Origin of the sequence: Pseudomonas laurylsulfatiphila (assembly GCF_002934665.1) — a bacterium.
Lineage (GTDB): Bacteria > Pseudomonadota > Gammaproteobacteria > Pseudomonadales > Pseudomonadaceae > Aquipseudomonas > Aquipseudomonas laurylsulfatiphila.
Genome location: NZ_NIRS01000008.1, coordinates 31,801 through 55,351 on the forward strand (window position 1 = coordinate 31,801; position 23,551 = coordinate 55,351).

Here is a 23,551-nt window from a genome sequence, read left to right on the forward strand (position 1 = left end):
CCGACATATTCTTATAGCACTTGGCCTTCATCTCTCTTGTCAGTCGGTGTCGCAATGATGCAACCTTGCCGCAGGCAACAGTAAAGAGGGCGTGAGCCCAGCGCGTTCAGCATATTCGAAGCGAGTTTCCCTCCATGAAAAGCCAACCCGATGCCGCCAGCCGTATGGTGGCCGAGGTAGTGACGCAGTTGCCTGTGCCCTCGCGGCTCGGCATGCTGCGTTTCGAACGGCTTAATGAACCCAGCTGGGCGCTATTGTTTCTCGATCCCAATTGCGAACGCCAGTTCGGCTTGCCCGCCGTGGAGCTGTGCGCACTGGTGGGTTCGCCCTACGCCAGCCTGATGGAGCCGGAAGCGCGCTATCAACTTCATGATGCGGTCCAGCAACAGCTGACTCAAAGCACGCATTACCTGATCCGCTACACCCTGCACACTGCCTCCGGCTCCCTGAATCTGCTGGAACTGGGCGAAGCCTACAAACAACACAATCGCCACCTGTTGCGCGGCTACCTGTTGGTCATTGACGGCCTGTTCGAGGATGACCCGCTGCAACCGGCCCTGGATCTGGAAACCCAGAACTCGCGCCTGCAAATCGCCCTGGAGCTCAATCAGCGCGCCCAGCAGGAGCAACTGCTGCATCTGGACCGGGTGCGGGCCCAGCAGGACCTGATCCTGCTGCTTACCCGTCAGCGCTACAGCAGCAACAACTCCTTGCGTGAAGCCGCCGAGCTGATCACCCGCAGCGCCTGCGATATTTACCAAATCGACTGCGCCAGCCTGTGGAGCCTCGAAGGCTCGATGCTGGTGCCGATATCGGCCTATCACCGCACGAATAAGGAATACCTGCTGCCGCAGCCGATCGACGCCAGCGTGTTCCCCGATTACCTCGACGCCCTGCACACAGGTCGCGCCATCGACGCTCATAACGCCATGCGCGACCCGCGCACCCGGGAGATGGCCGAAAGCCTGCGCCCGCGCGACGTCAACGCAATGCTCGACGCCAGTATCCGAGTCGATGGCCAGGTGGTGGGCGTTTTGTGCCTGGAGCAAATCGGTGCGACCCGTGCCTGGCAATCGGATGAAATCGCCTTCGCCGGCGAACTGGCCGACCAGTTTGCCCAGGTCATCAGCAACCACAACCGACGCACCGCTACCAGCGCCCTGCACCTGTTCCAGCGTGCGGTCGAACAAAGTGCCAACGCCTTTCTGCTGGTCAACTGCGACGGCGTGGTGGAGTACGTCAACCCGAGCTTCACCGCCATCACCCAGTACTCCACCGAAGAAGTGCACGGTCAGCGCCTGTCGGAACTGCCCGCCCTGGAGAACCTCAGCGAACTGCTGTTCGACGCGCCTTCGGCACTGGCCAAGAGCAACAGTTGGCAGGGCGAATTCAAGAGCCGCCGGAAAAACCTCGAACCCTACTGGGGCCAGTTGTCGATCTCCAAGGTTTATGGCGACAACCGCGAGTTGACCCACTACATCGGCATCTACGAAGACATCACCCAGACCAAGCTCGCTCAGCAGCGCATCGAGCGCCTGGCCTACACCGACAACCTGACCAATCTCGGCAACCGCCCGGCGTTCATCCGCAACCTCGATGAACGCTTCGCCCGCGACAGCGACGCGCCGATCAGCCTGTTGCTGGTGGACATCGACAACTTCAAGCGGATCAACGACAGCCTCGGCCACCAGACTGGCGACAAATTGCTGATCAGCCTGGCCCGACGCCTGCGCAACAGCCTGATCCCGAGCGGCAGCCTGGCGCGATTCGCCAGTAACGAATTCGCCGTGTTGCTGGACAACAGCGACCTTACGGTGGGTCAGCAGGTGGCCAATCAGTTGCTGGCTACCCTCGACAAACCGATGTTCGTCGACAACCAGTTGATCAGCGTCACCGGCTCCGTGGGCCTGGCCTGCGCGCCGCTGCACGGGCGCGACCCGCAAACCCTGATGCGCAACGCCGGGCTGGCGCTGCACAAGGCCAAGGCCAACGGCAAACATCAGGTGCAGGTGTTCACCGAAGCGCTGAACGCCGAGGCCAGCTACAAGCTGTTCGTCGAAAACAACCTGCGCCGCGCCCTGACCCAGAACGAACTCGACGTGTTCTACCAGCCCAAGCTGTGCCTGCGCAGCGGTCGCTTGCTGGGCATGGAAGCATTGCTGCGCTGGGATCATCCGGAAAAGGGCATGATCCGCCCGGATCAGTTCATCAGCGTCGCCGAAGAAACCGGGCTGATCATTCCGATCGGTAAATGGATCGCGCGCCAGGCCTGCCGCATGAGCAAAGCGCTGACCGCCGCCGGCCTGGGCAACCTGCAAGTGGCGATCAACCTGTCGCCCAAGCAATTCTCCGACCCGGACCTGGTGGCCTCCATCGCCACCATCCTCAAGGAAGAAGCCCTGCCCGCGCATTTGCTGGAGCTGGAGCTGACCGAAGGCCTGCTGCTGGAGGCCACCGAAGACACCCACTTGCAACTCGACCAACTCAAGCGCCTGGGCCTGACCCTGGCCATGGACGACTTCGGCACCGGTTACTCGTCGCTCAGTTACTTGAAAAAATTCCCCATCGACATCATCAAGATCGATCGAAGCTTCATCCACGAAATCCCGGACAACCAGGACGACATGGAAATCACCTCCGCGGTGATCGCCATGGCCCATAACCTGAAGCTCAAGGTCGTGGCTGAAGGCATCGAAACCGCCGATCAGTTGTCGTTCCTGCGCCGTCACCGCTGCGACGTCGGCCAGGGCTACCTGTTCGACCGTCCGATCCCGGGCAATGAGCTGATCGAGAAGCTCAAACGCTACCCGCGTGGCCCAATCGCCTGACAGCGATCCAACTCTCGGGCAAACTGCTTGTCTGTCTAATTATCCTGACTGAGAGGACTGATCATGGTTCTGCGCTCGGAAATTCTGGTGAACAAAAACGTGCTCCCTACTAAAGAACAAGCTCTGCCTGGCCGCGAAACCCCGATGAACCTGCCGGAAAGACATTTCGTCCACGACGCCCCGCTACTGGGTCCGTTCGCCACCGATGTCGATTTTGCGATCTTCGGCCTCGGCTGCTTCTGGGGCGCGGAACGTCGCTTCTGGCAGCGTGAAGGCGTCGTCAGCACCGTAGTGGGTTACGCCGGCGGCTTCACGCCAAACCCTACGTACGAAGAAGTCTGCTCAGGCCTGACCGGCCATAGCGAAGTGGTGCTCGTGGTCTATGAGCCGGCAAAAGTCAGTTACGAAGAATTGCTGAAAATGTTCTGGGAGCTGCACAACCCGACCCAGGGCATGCGTCAGGGCAACGACATCGGCACCCAATATCGCTCGGTGATCTATGCGACCAACCCGACGCAACTGGCCGCAGCCAATCGCAGCAAAGAAGTGTTCCAGGTCGAACTGACCAAGGCTGGCAAAGGCGACATCACCACCGAAATCGAAGAAGCCCCAACGGTCTACTTCGCCGAGGCTTACCACCAGCAGTACCTGGCCAAGAATCCGGAAGGCTACTGCGGGATCGGCGGTACGGGCGTGACCTGCCCGATCTGATCTGACACAAATCACTTGTAGGAGCTGGCTTGCCAGCGATGGCGGCAGTGGGTCCAGCATTGACCTCTAGGCCGCCATCGCCGGCAAGCCGGCTCCTACAGGCCGAGCATTACTCGGCAATCAACCAATCCATCCGCCACCCACCCTGGGTCTGTCCAAGCTTCTCGGACAACCACGGCAGCAACTCACGCAACTCTTCCTCCAGCCCCCACGGCGGATTGGCAATCGCCAGCCCGGAGCCGTTCAGGCTGTTCGGCGTATCCAGCGGATGCACCAGCAACTCCACCCGCAACAACTTCGGCGCACCGGTACCGGCCAGGTCCTGGTAGAAACGACGCAGCGCACGCTGATCCTTCACCGGGTACCAGATCGCCGCCACGGTCTGGCGCATCCGGCCGATCGCTTCCTTGAGCGACGCGGCACAACGCTGCATCTCGTCGAGCTTCTCGAACGGCGGATCGATCAACATCACCGCACGCTTCTCCGGCACCGGCAGCAAGCCCCGCGACACATGCCAGCCTTCGCCCAGGTGCACCTTGACCCGACGATCACCGGCCATGTTGTCCTTGAGCAAAACGCCGTCTTCCGGATGCTTCTCGTTGAGCAACACGCGGTCCTGCGGGCGGGTCAATCGTCGCGCCAACTCTGGCGACCCCGGGTAATAGCGCAACTGGCCATCCGGGTTCATCTCGTGCAGCACCTGCATGTAATCGGCGGTCAGGATCGGCAGATCCGGCTGATCCCACAAACGCGCAATCCCTTCCAGGTACTCGCCGGTACGGTTGGCCTGATCACCCTGAAGGTCATACAGACCGATGCCGGCGTGGGTGTCGAGATAGGCAAACGGCTGCTCCTTGCGCGACATCAGGGCGATGAGGCGGGTCAAGGTCAGGTGTTTGAACACATCGGCGTGATTGCCGGCATGGAAGGCGTGACGATAATTCATGGCTGCTCCTGCGAAGGCCGGGAAGTTTACCTTTTACCGGCCGGCAAGTCAGGGGTTGGCGACTGAGCGGACACTTCGAGCATTCATAGCGGCAACAAGCACGCACCATCACTCGACAAATTCACAAACGCCTCACAACAGGAAGACTCCCGAACCTGCAAACCGGTGTGATAGCGTTCTTTGTCGTAAAAAGCAAAGGACGCACAAATGACCATTCGCTACGCAAAGATTGCAATGACCCTGGCGCTCGCCGCATTCGCCTTCATGACCGTGTTCAACAACATCACCGACTACGGTTCCAACTTCAACTTCGTCCGGCATGTGCTGAGCATGGATACCACCTTCCCTGACAACGCCGCCCGGTATCGCGCAATTGATCTGCCTTGGGTGTGGCATGGGGCTTACTGGCTGATCATCCTTGGCGAAGCCATTACCTGTGGACTTCTTGGCTACGGCGCACTACAGCTCTGGCGCTCGCGGTCAGCCGGTGGGCATGAGTTCAGACGGGCCAGGAAGTGGGCCGTAGCGGGTTTGACGACCGGGTTTTTCGTATGGTTTTTCGGCTTCATGGTTGTAGGAGGTGAGTGGTTTCTGATGTGGCAATCCGACATTTGGAATGGTCAGGACGCAGCCTTCAGGTTCTACATGGCAATACTGGGCGTGCTGATCTTTCTGAATCAGCCCGATACCGATCTTGACTGATCCCCAATAAAAAACGGCCCGCACCAAAAGCTGCGAGCCGTTCTTTTATCAGCGACGGGAAGCGTTCACCCCATCACTCATCACTTGTTCAGACGATAATCATTCTCTGCAGCCGCAAAACGCTGGAACATGCCGGCAGTCGGGGTGCCCATTTTGCTGACGAAGTAGATCGCCAGGCTGGCGAAAATGAAGCCCGGGATGATTTCGTACAGGCCCAGCAGTTCGAAGTGTTTCCAGACGATCACGGTGATCGCGCCGACCAGGATGCCGGCCAGTGCGCCGTTGCGGGTCATGTCTTTCCAGATCACGGAGATCAGTACGACCGGACCGAATGCGGCACCGAAACCGGCCCAGGCGTAGCTCACCAGACCCAGTACACGGTTTTCCGGGTTGGCTGCCAGTGCGATAGCAATCAGGGCAACCAATAGCACCATGGCACGGCCGACCCAGACCAGCTCCAGCTGCGAAGCGGATTTACGCAGGAAGGTCTTGTAGAAGTCTTCGGTCAGGGCGCTCGAGCACACCAGCAACTGGCAGCTCAGGGTGCTCATGACCGCCGCCAGAATGGCCGACAGCAGGACACCGGCGATCCATGGGTTGAACAGGATCTTGGCCAGTTCGATGAACACACGTTCGTGGTTCTCGGAGACCGCGCCAGCCACGTCCGGGTGCGCCGAGAAGTAGGCGATACCGAAGAAGCCCACAGCCACTGTGCCGCCCAGGCACAGGATCATCCAGGTCATGGAGATGCGTCGAGCCTTGGCAATCGATTTCACCGAATCAGCCGCCATGAAACGCGCGAGGATGTGCGGCTGACCGAAGTAGCCCAGACCCCAGCCCATCAGCGAGATGATGCCGATGAAAGTGGTGCCCTTGAGCATGTCGAAGTTGCTTGGATCTTGCGCTTCGATGGCCAGGAAGGTGGTGTCGACACCACCGGTGGCCAGCAGCACGATGACTGGCGTCAGGATCAACGCGAAGATCATCAGGGTGGCTTGTACGGTATCGGTCCAGCTTACGGCCAGGAATCCGCCGATAAAGGTGTAGGCAATCGTAGCCGCAGCACCGGCCCACAACGCCGTCTCGTAGGACATGCCGAAAGTGCTTTCGAACAGGCGGGCACCGGCCACGATGCCGGAAGCGCAGTAGATGGTGAAGAACACCAGAATCACGACCGCAGAGATGATCCGCAGCAAGCCGCTCTTGTCTTCGAAACGGCTGGCGAAGTAGTCCGGCAGGGTCAGTGCATCACCGTTGTGCTCGGTCTGCACGCGCAGACGGCCGGCGACGAACAGCCAGTTCAGGTAGGCGCCGACGATCAGGCCGATGGCGATCCAGCTTTCGGAAAGACCGGACATGTAGATTGCACCGGGCAAGCCCATCAACAACCAGCCGCTCATGTCGGAGGCACCGGCGGACAGTGCAGTCACGACGCTGCCCAGGCTGCGACCGCCCAGAATGTAGTCGGAAAGGTTGTTGGTGGAGCGATAGGCCATCAAGCCGATCAGCACCATTGCTGCGATGTAGATCACGAACGTGATCAGGGTTGGATTGCTTACGCTCATTAAGTTACGCCCTGGCTTTGTTTTTATGTAGCGGCGGCTGGTGAACCGCTCGCAAACGCATACGTTTGACAGACGATCCGGATTCCCGCGCATTTATGACTGATGTTTCCCCAGGAAAGCCATCAGCCGGAGCACCCGGACTTGTCCTGGTTGCACCTTGGGCGCGAATGCTATTCAACAAAGCAAATAAGGTGCAACCAGTTTCTGGAGAATAAGTTGCACCCAGTCGGAAATAAATATCAACCACCGGTTTTTGCTCCTTTTCGGAGCAAGAAACAGAGCCAACCGCGTTAAAAAGCACCAAGCAGATACGGCACATCCGTACCAGAATTTATTTCCTGACGAGCTGCGTAATATTCCGACAAAAAAAGGGTTGCACCCGGTTGCACCTCAACAGTCGCACGGCTAATCTTGCCGCCAGCTGATGCCACGCCGTCGTGGCAAACATGAGGATAAAAACATGGCTACCACCACCCTTGGGGTCAAACTTGACGACCCGACCCGCGAACGCCTCAAGGCCGCCGCGACCTCGATTGATCGCACGCCGCACTGGTTGATCAAGCAGGCAATCTTCAATTACCTGGAAAAACTCGAGGGTGGTGCAACCCTGACCGAGCTGAGCGGTTTGACCAAGGATTCCGACGACACCGTCGATGCGCCTCTGGATCACGCCCACCAGTGCTTCCTCGAATTCGCCGAAAGCATCCTGCCGCAGTCGGTACTGCGCGCCTCGATCACCGCCGCCTACCGCCGCCCTGAGCCGGAAGTCGTGCCGATGCTGATCGAGCAGGCTCGCCTGCCGGCACCTATGGCCGAAGCCACCAACAAACTCGCCGCCTCGATTGCTGAAAAACTGCGCAATCAGAAGAGCGCTGGCGGCCGTGCCGGCATCGTTCAGGGCCTGCTGCAGGAATTCTCCCTGTCGTCCCAGGAAGGCGTGGCGCTGATGTGCCTGGCCGAAGCGCTGCTGCGCATCCCGGACAAAGGCACCCGTGACGCCCTGATCCGCGACAAGATCAGCACCGGCAACTGGCAGCCGCACCTGGGCAACAGCCCGTCGCTGTTCGTCAACGCCGCCACCTGGGGCCTGCTGCTGACCGGCAAGCTGGTGTCAACCCACAACGAAGCCGGCCTGACTTCGTCCCTGAGCCGCATCATCGGCAAGAGCGGCGAGCCGATGATCCGCAAGGGCGTCGACATGGCCATGCGCCTGATGGGCGAGCAGTTCGTGACCGGCGAAACCATCGCCGAAGCCCTGGCCAACGCCAGCAAGTTCGAAGCCAAGGGCTTCCGCTATTCCTACGACATGCTGGGTGAAGCCGCACTCACCGAGCACGACGCCCAGAAGTACCTGGCCTCGTACGAACAAGCCATCCACTCGATCGGCAAAGCCTCCCACGGTCGCGGGATTTATGAAGGCCCGGGCATTTCCATCAAGCTGTCGGCACTGCACCCGCGTTACAGCCGTGCCCAGTACGAGCGCGTGATGGATGAGCTGTACCCACGCCTGCTGTCGCTGACGCTGCTGGCCAAGCAATACGACATCGGCCTGAACATCGACGCCGAAGAAGCCGACCGCCTCGAACTGTCGCTGGATCTGCTCGAGCGCCTGTGCTTCGAGCCGCAACTGACCGGCTGGAACGGCATCGGTTTCGTGATCCAGGCTTATCAGAAGCGTTGCCCGTACGTGATCGACTACGTGATCGACCTGGCTCGTCGCAGCCGTCATCGCCTGATGATCCGCCTGGTGAAAGGCGCGTACTGGGACAGCGAAATCAAGCGCGCCCAGGTCGAAGGCCTGGAGGGCTACCCGGTCTATACCCGCAAGGTGTACACCGACGTGTCCTACATCGCTTGCGCACGCAAATTGCTGTCGGTGCCGGAAGTCATCTACCCGCAGTTCGCCACGCACAACGCCCACACCCTGTCGGCCATTTATCACATCGCGGGTCAGAACTATTACCCGGGCCAGTACGAGTTCCAGTGCCTGCACGGCATGGGTGAACCGCTGTACGAACAGGTTGTAGGCAAAGTCTCCGAAGGCAAGCTGAACCGTCCGTGCCGCGTGTACGCGCCGGTCGGCACCCACGAAACCCTGCTGGCTTACCTGGTGCGTCGCCTGCTGGAAAACGGCGCGAACACCTCGTTCGTGAACCGTATCGCCGACCAGTCGATTTCGATTCAGGAACTGGTAGCCGACCCAGTGGCGAGCATCGAGCAGATGGCGACCGTGGAAGGTGGTTTCGGCCTGCCGCACCCGCGCATTCCGTTGCCGCGTGACCTGTATGGCTCCGAACGCGCCAACTCCAGCGGCATCGACATGGCCAACGAACATCGTTTGGCGTCGCTGTCCTGCGCGCTTCTCGCTACCGCACACAACCACTGGAAAGCCGCACCAATACTCGGCTGCGCATCCAGCAACGAAGCCCCGGCGCAGGTTTTGAACCCGTCCGATCTGCGTGACGTGGTCGGCCATGTACAGGAAGCCACCGTCGAAGACGTCGACAACGCGATCCAGTGCGCCCTCAACGCCGCGCCGATCTGGCAGGCCACACCGCCCGCCGAACGCGCCGCGATCCTGGAACGTGCCGCCGACCTGATGGAAGCCGAGATCCAACCGCTGATGGGCCTGCTGGCCCGCGAAGCCGGTAAGACCTTCGCCAACGCCATCGCTGAAGTGCGTGAAGCCGTGGATTTCCTGCGTTACTACGCCGTGCAGGCACGCAACGACTTCACCAACGATGCTCACCGTCCGCTGGGTCCAGTCGTGTGCATCAGCCCGTGGAACTTCCCGCTGGCGATCTTCAGTGGTCAGGTGGCTGCTGCCCTGGCCGCCGGTAACCCGGTATTGGCCAAGCCTGCGGAACAGACGCCGCTGGTCGCCGCTCAAGCCGTGCGCCTGCTGCTCGAAGCCGGCATTCCCGAGGGCGTACTGCAACTGCTGCCGGGTCGCGGCGAAACCGTGGGTGCCGGCCTGGTCGGCGACGATCGCGTCAAAGGCGTGATGTTCACCGGTTCCACCGAAGTCGCGCGTTTGCTGCAACGCAACATCGCCGGCCGCCTGGACAGCCAGGGTCGCCCGATCCCGCTGATCGCCGAAACCGGTGGCCAGAACGCGATGATCGTCGACTCTTCGGCACTGACCGAACAAGTGGTGATCGACGTGGTTTCGTCGGCGTTCGACAGCGCCGGCCAACGTTGCTCGGCCCTGCGCGTCCTGTGCCTGCAGGAAGATTCCGCCGATCGCGTCATCGAAATGCTCAAGGGCGCGATGGCCGAAAGCCGTCTCGGCAACCCTGAGCGCCTGTCCGTGGACATCGGCCCGGTCATCGACGCCGAAGCCAAGGCTGGCATCGAGAAGCACATCCAGGCCATGCGCGACAAAGGTCGCAGCGTGTACCAGGTGGCCATCGCCGATGCCGAAGAAGTCAAACGCGGCACCTTCGTGATGCCGACCCTGATCGAACTGGAAAGCTTCGACGAACTGCAGCGGGAGATCTTCGGCCCGGTGCTGCACGTGGTTCGCTACAAGCGCAAGGACATCGATCAACTGATCGGCCAGATCAACGCTTCCGGCTACGGCCTGACCCTGGGCGTGCACACCCGCATCGACGAGACCATCGCCAAGGTGATCGACACCGTCAATGCCGGTAACGTCTACGTCAACCGCAACATCGTCGGTGCCGTGGTCGGCGTGCAGCCATTCGGCGGCGAAGGCCTGTCGGGTACTGGCCCGAAAGCCGGCGGCCCGCTGTACCTGTACCGCCTGTTGTCGACCCGCCCTGCGGATGCGATCGAACAATCCTTCGCTCGCGGCGATGCTGCCGCAGCACCGGACGTTCGTCTGCGCGACGCCATGAGCAAGCCACTGACCGCCCTGAAAGCCTGGGCCGACAGCAACAAGTTCGCCGACCTGAGCACCCTGTGCGTGCAGTTCGCCGCGCAATCGCAAAGCGGCATCACCCGCGTCCTGGCCGGCCCGACCGGCGAGCGCAACAGCTACGCGATCCTGCCACGGGAACACGTGCTGTGCCTGGCGGAAGTCGAAGGCGATCTGCTGACTCAACTGGCGGCGGTACTGGCTGTCGGCGGTTCGGCGGTCTGGCCGGAGGGTGAACTGACCAAGGCGCTGTTCGCACGCCTGCCGAAGGAGATTCAGGCGCGCATCAAGCTGGTTTCCGACTGGAACAAGGACGAAGTGGTGTTTGACGCGGTTGTGCATCACGGCCACTCCGACCAGTTGCGAGCGGTTTGCCAGCAGGTTGCCAAGCGTGCCGGTGCGATTGTCGGGGTTCAGGGCCTGTCGCAGGGCGAGACCAACATTGCGTTGGAGCGTTTGGTGATCGAGCGGGCGTTGAGCGTCAACACCGCTGCGGCGGGTGGTAATGCGAGCTTGATGACGATCGGCTAAGCCCGATAAGCCGGGCACCTGCAACAGGTGCCCGGTTCAGCAAAAATCCCTGTGGGAGCGAGCTTGCTCGCGATAGCGATCCATCAGTCACCTTCTATGTTGACTGATCTGCCGCCATCGCGAGCAAGCTCGCTCCCACAGTGGTTTGTGGCGCTTGCAAAGTCGCCGCCCTGCCCCACCATCACGCTCATCAATCATGCTATTCAGCATAAATTCACCAGACTAGACTCGGCCCATCCCAATAAAAGGTAGGCCGCCATGTCCGAGACGCTGCTCAGTTCCCGCAATCTGGCTTTCGAGCTGTATGAAGTCCTCGATGCCGAGGGCCTGACTCAGCGTGAACGTTTCGCCGAGCACAATCGCGAAACCTTCGATGCGGCCATAGGCACCGCCCGCAGCATCGCCGAGAAGTTCTTCGCCCCGCACAACCGCAAGGGCGACGAGAACGAGCCGCGCTACGAGAACGGTCAGGCGATTCTGATTCCGGAAGTGAAACCGGCGGTGGATGCTTTCCTCGAAGCCGGCTTCCTCAACGCCGCGCGCAGTTTCGACGCCGGCGGCATGCAACTTCCTACACTGCTGTCCCAGGCCTGCTTTTCACACTTCCAGTCGGCCAACGCGGCGACGACTTCCTATCCGTTCCTGACCATGGGCGCGGCCAACCTGATCGAAAGCTTCGGTACCGAGGAGCAGAAGCGCCGCTTCCTGCAACCGATGATCGACGGCCGCTTCTTCGGCACCATGGCCCTGACCGAACCCCATGCCGGTTCGTCGCTGTCGGATATTCGTACCCGCGCCGAGCCAGCGTCCGACGGCACTTATCGCCTCAAGGGCAACAAGATCTTCATCTCCGGAGGCGATCATCCGCTGTCGGAAAACATCGTGCACATGGTGCTGGCCAAGCTGCCGGACGCACCGGCCGGTGTGAAAGGCATTTCGCTGTTCATCGTGCCCAAGTTCCTGGTCAACGACGACGGCAGCCTCGGCCAGCGCAACGACGTGTTGCTGGCCGGACTGTTCCACAAGATGGGCTGGCGCGGCACCACCTCCACCGCGCTGAATTTCGGCGATAACGGCGAGTGTGTCGGCTATCTGGTGGGCAAGCCGCACCAGGGCTTGAGCTACATGTTCCAGATGATGAACGAGGCGCGGATTGGCGTCGGCATGGGCGCGGTAATGCTCGGCTACGCCGGCTACCTGTATTCGCTGGAATACGCCCGTGAGCGTCCGCAAGGCCGCGTGCCGGACAGCAAGGACCCGAACACTGCGCCGGTGGCGATCATTCAGCACGCCGACGTCAAACGCATGCTGCTGACACAAAAGGCCTACGTTGAAGGCTCGTTCGACCTTGGCCTGTACGCGGCGCGGCTGTTCGATGACACCACGACGCTGGAGATCGAAGCCGAGCGCAAGCAGGCCCATGAACTGCTGGACCTGCTGACGCCGATCGTTAAATCCTGGCCATCGGAGTTCTGCCTGAAGGCCAACGAACTGGCGATCCAGATTCTCGGCGGCCACGGTTACACCCGCGAATACCCGGTGGAGCAGTATTACCGCGACAATCGCCTCAACCCGATCCACGAAGGCACCCACGGCATTCAGTCGCTGGACCTTTTGGGCCGCAAACTGGCGCAGAACGGTGGCGCGGGGCTCAAGCAACTGATCCGCCTGATCGCCGACACCGCCGAACGAGCCCAGGCGTTCGAGTCGTTGACGCCGCTACGCGAGCCGCTGGAGAAACTGGTGGCGCGCCTACAAGCCGTGACCATCGGCCTGCTGACCGACCTGGCCCAGGGCAAGGTTAACAGCAGCCTGGCGAACTCGGCGCTGTACCTGAAGGTGTTCGGGCACACCGTCATTGGCTGGCGCTGGCTGGAACAGGCCATTCGTGCCGAGGAAGGTCTGGCCAAGGGCAATGCAGCGGATGTGAGCTTCTATAAAGGCAAGTTGCAGGCGGCCCGCTACTTCCTGACATGGGAAGTGCCAGGGTGCCACCATGAGCTGGCGATTCTTGAGGCACGGGATGATGTTTGCCTGGGGATGCAGGATGAGTGGTTTTGATCCCGGCCTTGTGTAGCCTTTGAAATCCAATCGCTGGCAAGCCAGCTCCCACAGGAGTCTCTGTTGTTCACTAATCCAGTGTTCAACACCAAACCCTGTGGGAGCGGGCTTGCCCGCGATAGCGTCAGCACAGACAGCACATCAACTCAGCTTGAACCCACCCACCTGCCGCGCCAGATCATCCGCCAACCGCTGCAACGTCTGGCAATCTTCACGACAAGCCCTGACCTCCCCCGCTGTCGCCCGCGCCAGATCGGAAATGCCCTGCACGTTGCGATTGATTTCCTCGGTGACTGCCGACTGCTCCTCCGTCGCCGTCGCCACCTGATGGTTCATATCGCTGATGCGCTCCACTTGCCCGGTAATCGCGGTCAACGAGGTGCCGGCACGCTGGCTCGATTCGACACCCGTGCCGGTCGCAGCTTGCCCGGAATGCATCGACGACACCGCGTTCTCCGCGCCTTGCTTGAGGCTACCGATCATCTGCTGGATTTCATCGGTGGACGATTGCGTACGCCGCGCCAAGGTGCGCACTTCATCGGCCACCACGGCGAATCCACGCCCCATGTCGCCAGCGCGCGCCGCTTCGATAGCGGCGTTGAGCGCCAGCAGGTTGGTCTGCTCGGAAATCCCGCGAATCACCGCCAGCACCTGATCGATGGATGCCACTTGATGAGCCAGCTCGGCCACCGCCGTGGCCGCGAGGCCGATTTCCCGGGACATGCTTTCAATATGGCGGATAGAACCACCCACCACCTCCCGCGCCTGCATCGCTTCGTCACGGGCGGTTTGTGACGCGAACGCCGCGTTGCCGGCATTCTGCGCGATGTCTTGCACGGTCAGGCCCATTTCGTGAACAGCGGTGGCGACCATGTCGGTCATTTCCTGCTGACGACCAGAGCGTTCGGCGGTGTTGTCCACCACCCGCGCCACCTGGCCGACAGCGGTGCGCAGGCGCTTGCTGGTGGTCAGCACTTCACCGATCATGTCGCGCTGGCTATCCAGGAATCGATTGAAGCCACGCGCCAGATCACCCAGCTCATCGGCGCGGCTGGCATCCAGGCGATGGGTTAAATCTCCACCACCGCTACCGATGGCCACCAGCGCCGCTGTTACCTGGCGAATCGGCCGCACCAGCCCACGGGCCAACAACACCACCAGCAACAGGCACACAATCGCCACTGCCAGACCGATGCCGCTGCTCATCCACATGGCACGGCGGGCTTCGGCGTAGATCTGCGATTGCGGCACTTCGGCCACCAGGGTCCAGCCGAGATCGCGCAGCGGCAAGCTCAAGGCGAGGAAGTCTTCGCCGTCGCGCTGGAAGCCGCTGCTGGTGGCGGCTTTTTGACTCATCAGGGCTTGCGCCGCTGTAGCGCCGATCTGCTCGGTCAAGGTGCGTTTGCCGCTGAATTGCGCCTCGGGATGGACCTGGATCAAACCGTCGGAACGCACGAGATAGACCTTGCCGCGCTCCCCGAAACTGAAGTTGTGAATCAGCTCCGACAGCTCTTTCATGCTCAGGCCAAGCCCGGCAACGCCCACGACTTTGCCGGCCTGCTCGACCTTGAGGTCGATGAACAGCGCCAATTCTCCGGTGGCCGTGTCGTTGTCGATGTTGAGGGTGCGCGGCTGATTGCTGTCGAGGAACGCGTAGAACCAGGCATCTTTGGAATTGGATCGACTGAGGGTGCGGTCCAGGCCCTTTTCGGTGATGTAGTGATTGGACGCGGTGCCGACAATCAGCGCGGTAAAGGCTTTGTGTTCGGCGCGGATGCCTTCCAGATAGGTGGCAAAGGTGTTGGTCCGGGCACTGTCTTCACCCCCGGCCAACCAGTCGCGCACCATGCTGTTGCTGGCGATGTCCTTGGCGGCAGTGAGGGGCTGGACGAGGATCCGCTCGATGTCGTTGCGCATCGCTTCGATGCTCGACGGCAAGGCTTGCTCGACCAGATAGCTCTGGGCGAGACGGTTGACCACGAGGGTATAAATGCCAACCACGATCAGGATACTGACCAGAAGGGCGGTGCCCATGCTCAGGATCAACTGCCATTGAATACTGCGTCGCCAGAACTGCATGGAGCACCCCCAAAGAATAAGAGGCTGAAACACTGCAACAGCCGTGCCGATTGTATACAAACCAACCGACAATCTATTCTTTGGTTGTGCGCAAAGCCGATCAGGCCTGATTGATCGTCTTGGAGATCACTTCAACCGTGGCGCTGACTTGCTCTTGGTAACGGTCGAGTTCGAGCTTGTGCTGTTTCTGCATTTCAATCTGCTGGGAGCACAGATTCATCGCCGCCAGCACCAGCAGTCGGTCACCGATCAGCGTCGGGTACTTCCTCTTGGTTTCGGCCAGGGCTGCCTTCAACATCATCGCGGCGTCCAACAGGGTTTGTTCTTCCCCGGCCGGTGCCTTGATCGAATAGTCCTCCCCCAGGATCGAGACGACTTTTACCCCTGCGGCGTTGTAACTCATGCGCTGACAGGGCCTGCGCTGACGCGCTCAACCAGGGCCTGGATGCGAGCCGCCGTAGCGCCTTGTTTCTCTTCCTGCTCCATCAGGCTCAGTTGCAGGCTTTCGTTTTCATCCTTGGCCTGGGCCAGTTCTGCAGTCAGGGTCTGGTTGGTGCCGAGCAACGTCTGGTTCTGCTGCACCAGGTCGCTGACCAGTTGTTCCAATTGGCTTAGGGATGCTTCCAACATTTTGATATTCCGGGCTTTTTCAAAGGGCGCGTACGATAAAGAAAAGTCACCGTGGATGCCAGGGTTATACAGGCGCAAAGCCTTGATTTTGCTGACGGGCGACCTTCCTCGCGAGTTTTAAAGACTGTGATAAGCCAATCTGGTTCCTGCAATTCGTCGCCAAGTCCTTTGCTCTGTAACAGAGTGGTGCCGAAAAGATCGCAGCCTGCGGCAGCTCCTACACGCAGATCTCCCATTTCCCTAATGTAGGAGCTGCCGCAGGCTGCGATCTTTTGATCTGCAAAAGCTTTTTGACAGCATCACATTTCAACAGGTTAGAATCGCTGGCACGCAGACTGCATGGTCAGTTTGTGCCCGCCTTTCAGCTTTCTGGAGTACTGCCTTTGAATGCGACGACCATCAACAGCCTGTTCTTGATCGGCGCGTTGCTGGTAGGTGCGAGCATTCTGGTGAGTTCCCTTTCGTCACGCCTCGGCATCCCGATTCTGGTGATCATCCTGGCCGTCGGCATGGCGGCCGGCGTCGATGGCGGCGGCATTATCTTCGACAACTACCCCACGGCTTACCTGGTCGGCAACCTCGCACTGGCAGTGATCCTGCTCGACGGCGGCTTGCGCACCCGGGTCTCGAGTTTCCGCGTGGCGTTATGGCCGGCGCTCTCATTGGCCACGGTCGGGGTGCTGATTACCACCGGCCTGACCGGCATGGCGGCCGCCTGGCTGTTCGACCTGAACCTGATCCAGGGCTTGCTGATCGGCGCCATCGTCGGCTCCACCGACGCCGCGGCGGTGTTCTCGCTGTTGGGTGGCAAAGGCCTGAACGAACGGGTAACCGCCAGCCTTGAAATCGAATCCGGCAGCAACGACCCGATGGCGGTGTTCCTCACCGTCACCCTGATCGACATGCTCGCCAGCGGCCAGACCGGCCTGCACTGGAGCCTGCTGACCCACCTGGTGCGCGAGTTCGGCATCGGTGGCGTCATTGGCCTGGGCGGTGGCTGGCTCATGCTGCAACTGGTCAACCGCATCAACCTGGCCACCGGCCTGTATCCGATTCTGGTCATTGCCGGCGGCCTGGTGGTGTTTGCCCTGACCAACGCCCTGCACGGCAGCGGCTTCCTTGCCGTGTACCTGTGTGGATTGATGATCGGCAACCGCCCGGTGCGCAGCCGTCACGGCATTTTGCACATGCTCGACGGCATGGCCTGGCTGGCGCAGATCGGCATGTTCCTGGTGCTCGGGCTGTTGGTCACACCCCACGACCTGCTGCCAATCGCCTTGCCGGCACTGGCACTGGCGCTGTGGATGATTCTGTTTGCCCGGCCACTGTCGGTGGTAGTCGGCCTGCTGCCGTTCAAGGCATTCCATGGTCGTGAGAAAGCGTTCATTTCCTGGGTCGGTCTGCGCGGCGCGGTCCCGATCATTCTCGCGGTGTTCCCGCTGATGGCCGGCCTGCCCAACGCCCAGCTGTACTTCAACCTCGCCTTCTTTATCGTGCTGGTGTCGCTGCTGGTTCAGGGCACGAGCCTGCCGTGGGTCGCCAAGCTGCTCAAGGTGACGGTGCCTCCGGAGCCTGCACCCATCTCGCGCTCGGCCCTGGAAGTGCATGTCACCAGCGAGTGGGAGCTGTTCGTTTATCGCCTCGGCGCGGAAAAATGGTGCATCGGTTCGCCCCTGCGTGAGCTGAAAATGCCCGAAGGCACCCGTATCGCTGCCCTGTTTCGTGGTCAACAATTGCTCCATCCGTCGGGTAGTACGGTGCTGGAAGTCGATGATCTGCTGTGTGTTATCGGCCATGAACACAACCTGCCGGCCCTCGGAAAACTCTTCAGCCAGGCGCCACAACGGGGCCTCGATCTGCGCTTCTTCGGCGACTTCGTACTCGAAGGAGACGCCCAGTTGGCCGCGGTTGCGGCCCTGTATGGGCTGAAGTTCGAAGGCATCGATCCGGACATGTCCCTGGGCCGCTTCATTGCCCAGAAAGTCGGCGGCGCGCCGGTGGTGGGTGACCAGGTGGAGTGGAACAACACCATCTGGACCGTGGCGGTCATGGACGGGAACAAGATCGGCAAAGTGGGCGTCAGATTCCCCGAAGGAAGTCGCCCGGGTCCCGGACTCTTCCTCTAAACTGCTTCCACTCTCACTTGCTTGACCGGTCTTTATGCCTAACCTGCGCTCCCTTTTTGCCATTGCCCTTCTGGGCTTGAGTCTCTCTGTCGGCCCCCTTGGTTTTTCACAAGCGGTACAAGCGGCCGAACCGCCCTCCAGCGAAGCCGTGCAAGCGAGCCTGGACAAGATTGCCGACCGCAAACTGCCGGAAGCCGATCAGAAGGCTTTGCAATCCGTCCTGCAAGGCACGCTGAACCAGCTCAACAACAAGCGTGATTACGAGCAGAAGCTGGCCGAGCTCAAGCAAACATTGAGCTCGGCACCCAAGCAGACGGTGGAAAACCAGCGTGAACTGACCCGCCTCAAGGCCAGCACCGTGGTGCCGGTGGCGCAGCGCTTCGCCAAGGAAACGATCCAGCAGCTGGAGCAAATGCTCACAGAGCGTTCCACCCAGCAAAGCGACCTGCAAAAAGCCCTGGGCGATGCCAACAGCCTGATCATCACTGCCCAGACCCGCCCCGAGCGCGCCCAGGCGGAGATATCCAGCAGCCAGACGCGCATCCAGCAGATCAACAATATCCTCAAGAACGGCAAGGACGCCGGCAAGACCCTGAGCGCCGAGCAGCGTGACCAGCTCAATGCCGAACTGGCGGCACTGAACGCCCTGATCCCGCTGCGCCGCCAGGAACTGGCCGGCAATACCCAATTGCAAGATCTCGGCAACAGCCAGCATGACCTGTTGTCGGAGCGATCCGACCGCCTGGACAAGGAAATCCAGGAGCTGCAAACCCTGATCAACCAGAAGCGCCTGGCGTTGTCCCAGGAAACAGTCACCCAGCAATCCATCGAAGCGCAGAAAGCCGGCGGCAGCAGCCTGCTGGCCACCGAAAGCGCGGCCAACCTGAAGCTCTCGGACTACCTGCTCAAAAGCACCGACCGCCTCAACGAAGTCACCCAGCAGAACCTGCAGACCAAGCAACAGCTGGACAGCCTGACCCAGAGCGATGCGGCGCTGGACGAGCAAATCAACGTGCTCAAAGGCAGCCTGTTGCTCTCGAAGATTCTCTACAAACAGAAACAGGCGTTGCCGCGCCTTCGGCTCGACCGCAACCTGGCCGACCAGATCGCTGACATTCGCCTGTATCAGTTCGAAGTCAGCCAGCAACGGGAACTGCTGAGCAACCCGACCACCTACGTTGAAAACCTGCTGTCGACCCAGCCCCCCGAGCAAGTCACGCCGCAGTTGCGCAAAAGCCTGATGGAACTGGCCACCACCCGCGCCGACCTGCTGGAGCGGCTCAATCGCGAACTGAGCGCAGTGCTCAATGAATCCATCACCCTGCAACTGAACCAGAAGCAACTGCTCAGCACCGCGCAAAGCCTGCGGGCGACGCTCGATGAACAGATGTTCTGGATTCCCAGCAACAAGCCGCTGGACCTGGAGTGGATTCACAGCGTGCCGGATCGCCTGCAACGGCAACTCGATTCGCTGCCGGTACTGTCAAGCCTGAGCGAACTGACCGACGGCTTGACCCAACGCCCGCTGCTGTTCCTGCCATTGGCCCTGCTGATCGGTGCGCTGCTGTGGCGGCGCAAGAGTCTGTACGCTCGACTGAACAAGGTTCACCAGGACATCGGTCACTTCAAACGCGATAGCCAGTGGCACACCCCGCAGGCGATTCTGATCAACATCCTGCTGGCGATGCCGGTTTCCCTGGGCCTCGCCTTGTGCGGTCTGGCTCTGCAAATCGACGCCCGTGGACAGAACGCCAATATGGGCGCGGCGCTGCTGCAAATGGCCGGAGCCTGGCTGGTGTTCTACACCGCCTACCGGATCCTCGCACCGGGTGGCGTGGCAGAACTGCATTTCCGCTGGGAAAAGCCCCAGGTAGAGTTCCTGCGCAGATGGATCCGCCGCCTCGGCATCGTGGTGATGGCGCTGGTGACCGTAGTGGCCGTTGCCGAACTGCAACCGGCGGCGCTGGCCGATGACGTGATAGGCATGCCGGTGGTGCTCACCTGCTACGCCTTGATGACCTTGCTGCTCAGCCGCTTGCTCATCAGCAGCCCGACCCACGAGAACGCCTCGCTGTTCCGCAAACTGGTGGGGATCCTGTTCACCGCCCTGCCTGTCGCGCTGTTCGTGGCGGTGTGCTTCGGCTACTACTACACCGCACTTAAGCTCAGCGACCGCTTGATCAATACCCTGTACCTGCTGATGTTCTGGCTGGTGATCGAAGCCACCTTCGTGCGCGGCCTCAGCGTGGCGGCCCGGCGTCTGGCCTACCAGCGCGCCCTGGCCAAGCGCCTGGCCGCCAAAGAGGCCGGCGACGGCGAAGCGGTGATCGAAGAGCCGACCCTGGACATCGAGAAGGTCAACGAACAGTCCCTGCGCCTGATCCGCCTGGCGCTGCTTGGCGGCTTCATGGCGGCGCTGTATTGGGTCTGGGCCGACCTGATCACCGTGTTCTCGTACCTGGACAACATCACCCTCTACGAATACACCAGCGGTACCGGCGCCAACATGAGCATGGTGCCGATCAGCATCGGCGACATGCTCGGTGCGCTGATCATCATCGGCATCACCTTCGCCCTGGCGCGTAACTTGCCCGGCCTGCTGGAAGTCTTCGTGCTGTCCAAGCTCAACCTGGCCCAGGGCAGCGCCTACGCGACCACCACGTTGCTCTCGTACGTGATCGCCGGCGTCGGCTTCGTCTCGACTTTGTCGACCCTGGGCGTGAGCTGGGACAAGTTGCAATGGCTGGTGGCGGCGCTGTCGGTCGGCCTCGGTTTCGGCATGCAGGAAATCTTCGCCAACTTCATTTCCGGCATCATGATCCTGTTCGAACGTCCGGTGAGGATCGGTGACACCATCACCATCGGCAACCTGTCGGGTACGGTGAGCAAGATCCGCATCCGCGCCACGACCATCACCGACTTCGACCGCAAGGACATCATCGTCCCGAACAAGACGTTCATTACCGGGCAACTGATCAACTGGTCGCTGACCGACACCATCACCCGGGTGACCCTCAAGCTCGGTGTCGACTACGGCTCGGACCTGGACCTGGTGAAAGAGTTGCTGCTCAAGGCTGCACGGGATAACCCGCGCGTCCTGAAAGACCCGGAGCCGCATGTGTACTTCCTGAATTTCGGCGAAAGCACCCTCGACCACGAGTTGCGCATGCACGTGCGTGACCTCGGCGACCGCAACCCGGTGCTCGACGAGGTCAACCGCTTCATCAACCGCGAGTTCAAGAAGCAGCACATCAACATCTCGTTCCGGCAGATGGAGGTTTACCTCAAGAATCTGCACGGTCAGGAATACAAGATGGTGCCGATCGAGCCGGAAACGAAAACCATCGTGCCGATCGTCGATGGCAAGCCGGCGCAAGAACCGCCCGCCGCCAAACTCGACTAACCGGCCTTTCCCCAGCAGAATGCTCGGACATTCTGCTGGAGCCGGCCCTTGAAAGCCCTCGACGAACTCACCTTCGATAATCGCTTCGACCGCCTGGGCGAAGCGTTTTCCGCCCATGTGCTGCCCGAGCCCATCGACAATCCGCGCCTGGTCGTGGCCAGCCCCGCCGCCATGGCCCTGCTGGACCTCGACCCGGCCGAGGCCGAAACCCCGGAGTTCGCCGAACTGTTCAGCGGCCACAAGCTCTGGGCCGACGCGATTCCGAGGGCGATGGTCTATTCCGGACATCAGTTCGGCTCCTACAACCCGCAACTGGGCGACGGACGCGGCCTGTTGCTCGGCGAGGTGTACAACGAGGCCGGCGAACACTGGGACCTGCACCTCAAGGGCGCCGGCCAGACGCCGTTTTCACGCATGGGCGATGGCCGGGCGGTACTGCGCTCCTCGATCCGCGAGTTCCTCGCTTCCGAAGCCCTGAACGCCCTGAAAATCCCGACCACCCGCGCCCTGTGCGTGATCGGCTCCGACACCCCGGTGTGGCGCGAAAAGCAGGAGCGCGCAGCCATGGTCCTGCGCCTGGCGCCAAGCCATGTGCGCTTCGGCCACTTCGAATACTTCTACTACACCAAACGCCCCGAGCAGCAGAAAGTGCTGGGTGATCACGTACTGGCCATGCACTTCCCGCAGTGCCTGGAACAACCGGAGCCGTACCTGGCGATGTTCCGCGAAGTGGTCGAACGCAACGCCGAACTGATCGCCAAATGGCAGGCCTATGGCTTCTGCCACGGGGTGATGAACACCGACAACATGTCGATCCTGGGCATCACCTTCGACTTCGGCCCGTTCGCCTTCCTCGACGACTTCGACGCCAACTTCATCTGCAACCACTCCGACGACCAGGGCCGTTACTCCTTCAGCAACCAGGTGCCGATTGGCCAGTGGAACCTCAGCGCGTTGGCGCAGGCCCTGACGCCGTTCATCAGCGTCGAAGCCCTGCGCGAAACCCTCGGCCTCTACCTACCGCTGTTCCAGGCCCATTACCTGGACCTGATGCGCCGTCGCCTCGGTCTTACAACGGCCGAAGAAGATGACCAGAAACTGCTGGAGAACCTGCTGCAACTGATGCAGAACAGCGGCGTCGACTACAGCCTGTTTTTCCGTCGCCTGGGGGATGAGGCACCGGAGCTGGCCATCACCCGCTTGCGTGATGACTTCGTCGACCTCAAGGGCTTTGATGCCTGGGGCGAACTCTACGTCGCCCGGGTCGCCCGTGAAGGCACGCTTGATCAAGAGCAGCGCCGCCAGCGGATGCACGCGGTCAACCCGCTGTACATCCTGCGCAACTACCTGGCGCAAAAGGCCATCGATGCGGCAGAGAGCGGCGACTATTCAGAAGTTCGACGACTGCACGCAGTGCTGAGCAATCCGTTCGAGGAACAACCGGGGATGGAAAGCTACGCCGAGAGGCCGCCGGAATGGGGTAAGCATCTGGAGATCAGTTGTTCGTCGTGAGGCGCTACACAATTGAAAATCTGGAGACCTGTCTCCAGATAAGGATCATTCGCTTTCGACTGGACGACTTGTCATGACCGACCCACTCCTCATCCCCAGCCCCCATTGCAACGGCCTCAACCGCATCCCCGCCGAGCGCCTCAACGACCACCCGAAGTGCGGACGCTGCAAGGCCGACGTCCTGCTGAACAAGCCGTTTGAATTGAAACAAGGCGACTACGCCAGCCAGATCAAGGGCGATCTGCCGCTGCTGGTGGACGTGTGGGCCGACTGGTGCGGGCCGTGCAAGTCGTTTGCACCGGTGTTCGAGCAGGCGGCCGGGCAACTGGAGGGCAAGTGCCGGTTGGCCAAGCTGGACAGCGAGGCGAACCAGCAGTTGTCGGCGCAGTTGGGGATTCGCTCGATCCCGAGCCTGATCCTGTTCAAGAACGGCCGGGAGATCGCCCGCCAGAGCGGGGCTTTCCCGTTGCCGCAACTGATGGGCTGGTTGCGCAGTCAGGGCATCTGAAATTGCTCAGGTTCCAATGTGGGAGCGAGCTTGCTCGCGATGACGGTGTTTCAGTCGAAGATGATGTTG

The 23,551-nt window shown here is 61.0% G+C and carries 14 protein-coding genes and 1 pseudogene; 9 read left to right on the plus strand and 6 right to left on the minus strand.

The features are described 5' to 3' along the window. The first annotated feature begins 134 nt into the window (after nt 1-134). On the plus strand, nt 135-2,828 hold the full coding sequence (locus CD175_RS26645) for a putative bifunctional diguanylate cyclase/phosphodiesterase (RefSeq protein WP_104451072.1): 2,694 nt from the start codon (nt 135-137) through the stop codon (nt 2,826-2,828). 63 nt (nt 2,829-2,891) lie between these two features. After that, nucleotides 2,892-3,539, plus strand: a complete 648-nt coding sequence (msrA, locus tag CD175_RS26650) for a peptide-methionine (S)-S-oxide reductase MsrA (RefSeq protein WP_104451073.1) — start codon at nt 2,892-2,894, stop codon at nt 3,537-3,539. A gap of 109 nt (nt 3,540-3,648) precedes the next feature. Here the strand turns inward: msrA and CD175_RS26655 are convergent, their stop codons facing one another. Further along, on the minus strand, nt 3,649-4,485 hold the full coding sequence (locus CD175_RS26655) for a 23S rRNA (adenine(2030)-N(6))-methyltransferase RlmJ (protein ID WP_104451074.1): 837 nt from the start codon (nt 4,483-4,485) through the stop codon (nt 3,649-3,651). A gap of 207 nt (nt 4,486-4,692) precedes the next feature. On the opposite strand from CD175_RS26655, the gene CD175_RS26660 reads away from it, so the two are divergent. Then, a complete protein-coding gene (locus tag CD175_RS26660; RefSeq protein ID WP_104451075.1) occupies nt 4,693-5,187 on the plus strand; it encodes a DUF2165 family protein in 495 nt (164 codons plus the stop codon). Between the two features lie 80 nt (nt 5,188-5,267). Here CD175_RS26660 and putP read toward each other — a convergent pair whose 3' ends face one another. After that, entirely contained in the window at nt 5,268-6,752 is a 1,485-nt protein-coding gene (gene putP, locus CD175_RS26665) for a sodium/proline symporter PutP (RefSeq protein ID WP_104451076.1), read from the minus strand. A gap of 460 nt (nt 6,753-7,212) precedes the next feature. Here putP and putA point away from each other — a divergent pair, with 460 nt between their 5' ends. Together putA and CD175_RS26680 are read left to right on the plus strand one after the other, a co-directional pair. Continuing rightward, nucleotides 7,213-11,163 carry a trifunctional transcriptional regulator/proline dehydrogenase/L-glutamate gamma-semialdehyde dehydrogenase gene (gene putA, locus CD175_RS26670; protein ID WP_104451077.1) on the plus strand — a complete coding sequence of 1,317 codons (3,951 nt, stop codon included), beginning with the start codon at nt 7,213-7,215 and terminating at the stop codon, nt 11,161-11,163. Between the two features lie 258 nt (nt 11,164-11,421). Then, nucleotides 11,422-13,224, plus strand: a complete 1,803-nt coding sequence (locus CD175_RS26680) for an acyl-CoA dehydrogenase (protein ID WP_104451079.1) — start codon at nt 11,422-11,424, stop codon at nt 13,222-13,224. Between the two features lie 141 nt (nt 13,225-13,365). Here CD175_RS26680 and CD175_RS32175 read toward each other — a convergent pair whose 3' ends face one another. From CD175_RS32175 to CD175_RS26695, 4 genes and pseudogenes are all read right to left on the minus strand, one after another. Then, nucleotides 13,366-14,211: a methyl-accepting chemotaxis protein gene (locus CD175_RS32175; RefSeq protein ID WP_420849152.1), complete on the minus strand. Its 846-nt coding sequence runs from the start codon at nt 14,209-14,211 to the stop codon at nt 13,366-13,368. Nucleotides 14,212-14,229: 18 nt separating this feature from the next. Further along, a pseudogene (locus tag CD175_RS32180) lies at nt 14,230-15,303 on the minus strand (HAMP domain-containing protein); the annotation flags it as partial. A 100-nt stretch (nt 15,304-15,403) separates the two neighbouring features. Next, on the minus strand, nt 15,404-15,706 hold the full coding sequence (locus CD175_RS26690; RefSeq protein WP_007981180.1) for a cell division protein ZapA: 303 nt from the start codon (nt 15,704-15,706) through the stop codon (nt 15,404-15,406). Then, nucleotides 15,703-15,933, minus strand: coding sequence for a hypothetical protein (locus tag CD175_RS26695; RefSeq protein WP_007971835.1), 231 nt, complete (start codon nt 15,931-15,933; stop codon nt 15,703-15,705). Before CD175_RS26695 ends, CD175_RS26690 begins: the two co-directional genes overlap by 4 nt. A 383-nt stretch (nt 15,934-16,316) precedes the next feature. Here CD175_RS26695 and CD175_RS26700 point away from each other — a divergent pair, with 383 nt between their 5' ends. The 4 genes from CD175_RS26700 (at nt 16,317) to trxC (ending at nt 23,482) form a co-directional block, all read left to right on the plus strand. Then, nucleotides 16,317-18,059 carry a potassium/proton antiporter gene (locus tag CD175_RS26700; protein WP_104451081.1) on the plus strand — a complete coding sequence of 581 codons (1,743 nt, stop codon included), beginning with the start codon at nt 16,317-16,319 and terminating at the stop codon, nt 18,057-18,059. A gap of 34 nt (nt 18,060-18,093) precedes the next feature. Further along, on the plus strand, nt 18,094-21,462 hold the full coding sequence (mscK, locus tag CD175_RS26705; RefSeq protein WP_104451082.1) for a mechanosensitive channel MscK: 3,369 nt from the start codon (nt 18,094-18,096) through the stop codon (nt 21,460-21,462). 48 nt (nt 21,463-21,510) lie between these two features. Further along, nucleotides 21,511-22,974 (plus strand): protein adenylyltransferase SelO, encoded by a 1,464-nt coding sequence (gene selO / locus CD175_RS26710; RefSeq protein ID WP_104451083.1) that lies wholly within the window; start codon nt 21,511-21,513, stop codon nt 22,972-22,974. Between the two features lie 73 nt (nt 22,975-23,047). Then, nucleotides 23,048-23,482, plus strand: coding sequence for a thioredoxin TrxC (gene trxC, locus CD175_RS26715; protein WP_104451084.1), 435 nt, complete (start codon nt 23,048-23,050; stop codon nt 23,480-23,482). Nucleotides 23,483-23,551 lie beyond the last annotated feature (69 nt).